General features: G+C 64.9%; 6 protein-coding genes, 1 tRNA gene and 2 pseudogenes. All 9 read right to left on the bottom strand.

The window, feature by feature from the left end:
- Nucleotides 1–1620: pseudogene (gene rpoB / locus VNT59_RS18255) on the bottom strand (DNA-directed RNA polymerase subunit beta); the annotation flags it as partial.
- A 272-nt stretch (nucleotides 1621–1892) separates the two neighbouring features.
- Nucleotides 1893–2270, bottom strand: coding sequence for a 50S ribosomal protein L7/L12 (rplL, locus tag VNT59_RS18250; RefSeq protein ID WP_325500743.1), 378 nt, complete (start codon nucleotides 2268–2270; stop codon nucleotides 1893–1895).
- Nucleotides 2271–2313: 43 nt separating this feature from the next.
- Complete coding sequence (gene rplJ, locus VNT59_RS18245; RefSeq protein ID WP_325500741.1) at nucleotides 2314–2838, bottom strand: 50S ribosomal protein L10; 525 nt, start codon at nucleotides 2836–2838, stop codon at nucleotides 2314–2316.
- A gap of 266 nt (nucleotides 2839–3104) precedes the next feature.
- Nucleotides 3105–3800 carry a 50S ribosomal protein L1 gene (gene rplA / locus VNT59_RS18240; RefSeq protein ID WP_325500739.1) on the bottom strand — a complete coding sequence of 232 codons (696 nt, stop codon included), beginning with the start codon at nucleotides 3798–3800 and terminating at the stop codon, nucleotides 3105–3107.
- On the bottom strand, nucleotides 3801–4232 hold the full coding sequence (gene rplK / locus VNT59_RS18235; RefSeq protein WP_325500737.1) for a 50S ribosomal protein L11: 432 nt from the start codon (nucleotides 4230–4232) through the stop codon (nucleotides 3801–3803).
- A 134-nt stretch (nucleotides 4233–4366) separates the two neighbouring features.
- On the bottom strand, nucleotides 4367–4975 hold the full coding sequence (nusG, locus tag VNT59_RS18230) for a transcription termination/antitermination protein NusG (RefSeq protein WP_325500735.1): 609 nt from the start codon (nucleotides 4973–4975) through the stop codon (nucleotides 4367–4369).
- Nucleotides 4975–5358: a preprotein translocase subunit SecE gene (gene secE, locus VNT59_RS18225; RefSeq protein ID WP_325500733.1), complete on the bottom strand. Its 384-nt coding sequence runs from the start codon at nucleotides 5356–5358 to the stop codon at nucleotides 4975–4977. Before secE ends, nusG begins: the two co-directional genes overlap by 1 nt.
- A gap of 143 nt (nucleotides 5359–5501) precedes the next feature.
- Nucleotides 5502–5577 (bottom strand) — tRNA-Trp (locus tag VNT59_RS18220).
- A gap of 68 nt (nucleotides 5578–5645) precedes the next feature.
- Nucleotides 5646–5786: pseudogene (locus tag VNT59_RS18215) on the bottom strand (elongation factor Tu); the annotation flags it as partial.

Raw genomic sequence — 5786 nt, 5'->3', positions numbered from 1 at the left:
GGCCGAGACGCGGCGCTTGTGCGTGATCTCGGACAGCGGGTTGGTCTGGTCCATGAACTGCGACAGCTGCGACGCGCCGAAGAACTCCTTGAGCGCCGCGGAGATCGGCTTGGAGTTGATCAGGTCGTGCGGCATCAGCGGCTCCTGCTCGGCCTGGCCGAGGCGCTCCTTGACGGCCTTCTCGATGCGGGCCAGGCCGGTGCGGTACTGGTTCTCGGCCAGTTCGCCGACGCAGCGCACGCGCCGATTGCCCAGGTGGTCGATGTCGTCGACTTCGCCGCGGCCGTTGCGCAGGTCGACCAGGATCTTGACCACGGCCAGGATGTCCTCGTTGGTCAGCACCATCGGGCCGGTGGCCTCGTTGCGGCCGACCTTGGCGTTGAACTTCATCCGGCCGACGCGCGACAGGTCGTAGGTGTCCGGGTTGTAGAACAGGCGCTGGAACAGGGCCTGCACGGCGTCTTCCGTCGGCGGCTCGCCGGGGCGCATCATGCGGTAGATGGCGACGCGGGCGGCGAACTCGTCGACGGTTTCGTCGCTGCGCAGGGTCTGCGAGATGTAGGCGCCCTGGTCGAGTTCGTTGGTGTAGATGACCTGCAGGTCCTGCACGCCGGCGGCGCGCAGCTTCTTCAGCAGCGCTTCCGTCAGTTCGTCGTTGGCCTTGGCGATGATCTCGCCGGTGTCCGCGTCGATGATGTTGCGGGCCACCACGCGGCCGATCAGGTAGTCCTCCGGAACGCTGATGTGCGTCGTGCCGGATTGCTCGAGGTCACGGGTGTGGCGCGCGGTGACCCGCTTGTCCTTGGCGACCACGACCTTGCCGGACTTGTCGGTGATGTCGAAGCGCGCCACTTCGCCGCGCAGGCGCTCGGGAACGAATTCCATCTGCGCGCCGCTGTCCATCAGGCGGAAGTTGTCGTTGACGAAGAAGTTCGCCAGGATCGATTCGGGCGTCAGGCCGATCGCCTTGAGCAGGATGGTGACCGGCATCTTGCGGCGGCGGTCGACGCGGAAGTACAGGATGTCCTTCGGGTCGAACTCGAAGTCGAGCCAGGAGCCGCGGTAGGGGATGATCCGGGCCGAGAACAGCAGCTTGCCCGAGCTGTGGGTCTTGCCCTTGTCGTGCTCGAAGAACACGCCGGGCGAGCGGTGCAGCTGCGAGACGATCACCCGCTCGGTGCCGTTGATGATGAAGGAGCCCTTGTCGGTCATCAGGGGCACCTCGCCCATGTAGACCTCCTGCTCCTTGACTTCCTTCACGACCTTCGACTGGGGCGTGGACGACTCGCGGTCGTAGATGATCAGCTGGACCTTCGCCCGCACGGCCGAGGCGAAGGTGAGGCCCCGCGTCTGGCATTCGCGCACGTCGAACGCCGGCTTGGCGAGGTTGTACTCCAGGAACTTCATCTCGACGAAGCCGTTGTGCGAGACGATCGGGAAGGCGGCGTCGAACGCGGCCTGCAGGCCCTCGATGGTGCGCTTGCCGGGCGCAACGTCAGCTTGGAGGAAAGCGGTGTAGGCGTCCTTCTGCATCTGCAGCAGATAGGGAATTTCGAGCACGCTGTCGCGGCTGCCGAAGCTCTTGCGGATGCGCTTGCGTTCGGTATAGGAATAGGCCATGGGATCTCCGGGCTAAGCTCTTTGCGCAACTGTCGCCCGGCGCTCGCGTGCAACGAGGCCGGGCCGGCTTGGTCGGTTGGCCACTACCAACCTTGGCGGACGGCGATGCATTGCACATCGCCCGAACCAAGGTGTCTTCTGCAGTCGGGGTCAGAAGACACGAGCAAAAGCTGTGTTCGACAGCGTTTGCTGGTGCGTTCTTCACGCAGCCATTGAAGCGCCAAAGGCTGGAGGCCCCTTGCGGGTCGCTCCAGCCTTGGCGCGGGGTCGAATTACTTGAGTTCGACCTTGGCGCCGGCTTCTTCCAGCTTCTTCTTGGCAGCGTCGGCGTCGGCCTTGGCAATGCCTTCCTTGACCGGCTTCGGCGCACCGTCGACCAGGTCCTTGGCTTCCTTCAGGCCCAGGCCGGTGATTTCGCGCACGGCCTTGATGACCGACACCTTGTTGGCGCCGACGTCGGCCAGCACCACGGTGAACTCGGTCTTCTCTTCGGCGGCCGGCGCGGCGGCACCGCCGCCACCGGCGGCCGGGGCGGCCATCGCGGCGGCGCTCACGCCGAACTTCTCTTCGATCGCCTTGACGAGATCGTTGAGTTCCATGACGGTCATGCTGTCGAGCGCCGTCAGAAATTGGTCTTTATCGAATGCCATGTTGATTTCCTAGAAACAGTTTTGATCGATTGGTTCCGCGCGCTCAGGCTGCAGCAGCCTCGGCCGCCGGCGCTTCCGCACCGCCGCCCTTCTTCTCTGCCAGCGCCTTCAGCACAACCGCGGTGCGCGAGATCGGCGACATCAGCAGGCCGCAGAGCTGGGCCAGCAACACTTCCTTGGAAGGAATGTTGGCCAGCTGCTTCACGCCATTGACGTCGAGGGCCTTGCCCGCGAACGCACCGCCGCGAATCACCAGCTTGTCGTTGGTTTTCGCGAAGTCGGCCACCACTTTCGCGGCGGCCACGGCGTCGACGGAAAAGCCGTAGATCAGCGGGCCGGTCATCTGGTCGCCGGCGATCTCGAACTGGCTGCCGGCCACGGCCCGGCGGGCCAGCGTGTTCTTCAGAACACTCAGGTCCACGCCCTGGCTGCGAGCGGCGCTGCGCAGTTTCGTCATGTCGGCGACCGTGATGCCGCGGTACTCCGCCAACACCAGCGTTTGAGCTTTTGCGGCGAGGCTGGTCACTTCTTCAATGACCGCTTGCTTCTCACTGCGATTCAGACTCAAGGTCTACTCCTTTGAATGTGCCCCGGGTCGCCCCGGGAACACGCCTCGTTGCAGCGACCAAACTGTTCGAAAGAATCTTGCAATTCCATCTGCAGCGGGATCGCCATCTGCGTTGGCCCGGCCGCGAGGCGAACCCCGCGACCCCTGGATTAAGTGCCACCAACCCGGCACGCCAACGGTCTTGGATGGCCCACCGGACTGTTCGCCAGCCCGGCGGCCCACCACATCGGCCGGTCCCTTCCCGGACCGGCCAATTTCCCTTGCGATTACGCCGAGATGGATTGCGTGTCCACGCGGACACCCACACCCATGGTCGACGAGACCGCGATCTTCCTCAGGTACACACCCTTGCTCGTGGCCGGCTTGGCCTTGTTCAGCGCGTCCACCAGCGCCACCAGGTTGCCCTGCAGCTTGTCCGTCTCGAACGAGCGGCGGCCGATGCTGGCGTGGATGATGCCCGCCTTGTCGGCGCGGAACTGCACCTGGCCGGCCTTGGCGTTCTTGACCGCCGTGGCGACGTCGGGCGTCACGGTGCCGACCTTGGGGTTCGGCATCATGCCGCGCGGGCCGAGGATCTGGCCCAGCTGGCCGACCACGCGCATCGCGTCGGGCGCGGCGATCACCACGTCGAACGGCATGTCGCCGGCCTTCACGCGGGCGGCCAGGTCGTCCATGCCGACCACGTCGGCGCCGGCGGCCTTGGCTTCATCGGCCTTGGCGCCCTGCGCGAACACGGCCACGCGCTTGGTCTTGCCGGTGCCGTTGGGCATCACGACCGCGCCGCGCACGACCTGGTCGGATTTCTTCGGATCGATGCCGAGCTGGACGGCCACGTCGATCGACTCATCGAACTTGGCGTTGGCGCATTCCTTGACGAGGCCGAAGGCGTCGGTCAGGGGGTACAGCTTCGTGCTGTCGATCTTGCCTTCGAGGGCTTTCTGTTTCTTGGTCAGCTTGGCCATTTACACGCCCTCCACGGTGATGCCCATCGAACGGGCCGAGCCCGCCAGCGTGCGGATCGCGGCGTCGACGTCGGCGGCGTTCATGTCCTTCAGCTTGGTCTTGGCGATCTCTTCGAGCTGGGCCCGGGTGATCTTGCCGACCTTGTTGCTGTGCGGCGTGGCCGAACCCTTCTCCAGCTTCACGGCCTTCTTGATCAGGACCGTCGCGGGCGGCGTCTTGATGATGAAGGTGAAGCTCTTGTCGGCGTAGGCGGTGATCACCACCGGCAGCGGCAGGCCCGGCTCGACACCCTGGGTCTGCGCGTTGAACGCCTTGCAGAACTCCATGATGTTGAGGCCGCGCTGGCCCAGCGCCGGGCCGATCGGGGGGGACGGGTTGGCTTTGCCAGCTGGCACTTGCAGCTTGACGAAACCGACGATTTTCTTCGCCATGGTTTACTTTCCTTGCGGGTGATAGCGCCTGGGCACTGCGGCCGCGGCTCCCCGGGGTTGGCGGCTCTTGGAGACACGCTTCCTGCCGAGCCGGGAGACAGGAAGACCTGGAACGGGGCGGGCCCGTCCCTTTTTTACGTTTTCTCGACCTGGCTGAATTCCAGCTCGACGGGCGTCGCGCGACCGAAGATCGTCACCGAGACCCGCACCTTGTTCTTCTCGTAGTTGACTTCCTCGACGGTGCCGTTGAAGTCGGTGAACGGGCCGTCCTTGACCCGCACGTACTCGCCCACGACGAATTCGACCTTGTGGCGGGGCTTCTCGGTGCCCTCTTCCATCTGGCCGAGGATCTTGGCGACCTCGTCGTCGCTGATGGGCGCCGGGCGGTTCTTGGCACCGCCCACGAAGCCGGTGACCTTGTTGGTGTGCTTCACGAGGTGCCAGGTGTCGTCGTTCATCACCATCTGCACCAGCACGTAGCCGGGATAGAAGCGACGCTCGGAACTGCGCTTCTGGCCGTTCTTGATCTCGACCACCTCCTCGGTGGGCACCAGGATTTCGCCGAACATGTCCTGCATGCCCGCCCGATTGATCCGCTCGCGGATGTTTCGTTCGACGGCCTTTTCCATGCCGGAATAGGCGTGCACGACGTACCAGCGCAGGTCGGGATTGACCGGCTTGGCGGGTGCGGCAGCCGGGGTCTCGGCGGCGTTGGTGTCAGCGGTGTTCGCGGAATCGGCCATTATTTCTTCCACCCGAGGATCAGGTCGTAGAACACCCACTCGAGGGTCTTGTCGGTCAGCCACAGGAACAGGGCCATCACGGCACAAAAGCCGATGACGTACAGCGTCATCTGCACGGCTTCCTTGCGCGAGGGCCAGACGACCTTCTTGACTTCCTTCCAGGAGTCGCGGCCGAAGGCGCCGAACTGCCGGCCGCTCTCGGCGGTCATGAACACGACGAACGCGGCGGCCAGTCCCACGATGAGGGCGCCCCACTGGGCCAGCGGGCCCTGGCGGCCCAGCAGGTAAAAGCCGGCCAGCGCCGCGATCACCAGGGCCACGGCGACGCCCAGCTTGGCCTTGTCGGCGCCGGTGCTGACGGTTTCAACTTGAGAAGTGGCCATGGTGTGGCTGGTTCCTGCTTCAAATCCGGCGCCGGTTGAGGCGCCAAACCCGCCAGGGGCGGGTTTCGGGTCCTGCACACTGCTTGTGGCACTGTGCTGCTGACTGTTTCGTTGCCCGCCTTCCGGCGGGCGCGCCACTCAGGTGGCAGGGGCAGTAGGAATCGAACCTACAACCTTCGGTTTTGGAGACCGACGCTCTGCCAATTGAGCTATACCCCTCTACCGCTAACCGCTACGCTCCAACCGGAAACGCGGAGCGCCTGGCGGCGACCGCGTCCTCGTTGGATTTACTCCATGATCTTGGCGACGACGCCGGCGCCGACGGTGCGGCCGCCTTCGCGGATGGCGAAGCGCAGGCCTTCTTCCATGGCGATCGGGGCGATCAGCTTGACGGTGATCGTCACGTTGTCACCGGGCATCACCATTTC

Origin of the sequence: Ramlibacter sp. (genome assembly GCF_035554825.1) — a bacterium.
Taxonomy (GTDB): domain Bacteria; phylum Pseudomonadota; class Gammaproteobacteria; order Burkholderiales; family Burkholderiaceae_C; genus Ramlibacter.
This window is presented reverse-complemented; position numbering and strand designations above follow the sequence as displayed.

Bases quoted from the DNA above. Each gene is read 5' to 3' on its own strand.
- rplL (WP_325500743.1), bottom strand. From the start codon at position 2,270: ATGGCATTCGATAAAGACCAATTTCTGACGGCGCTCGACAGCATGACC.
- rplA (WP_325500739.1), bottom strand. From the start codon at position 3,800: ATGGCCAAGCTGACCAAGAAACAGAAAGCCCTCGAAGGCAAGATCGAC.
- rplK (WP_325500737.1), bottom strand. From the start codon at position 4,232: ATGGCGAAGAAAATCGTCGGTTTCGTCAAGCTGCAAGTGCCAGCTGGC.
- nusG (WP_325500735.1), bottom strand. From the start codon at position 4,975: ATGGCCGATTCCGCGAACACCGCTGACACCAACGCCGCCGAGACCCCG.
- secE (WP_325500733.1), bottom strand. From the start codon at position 5,358: ATGGCCACTTCTCAAGTTGAAACCGTCAGCACCGGCGCCGACAAGGCC.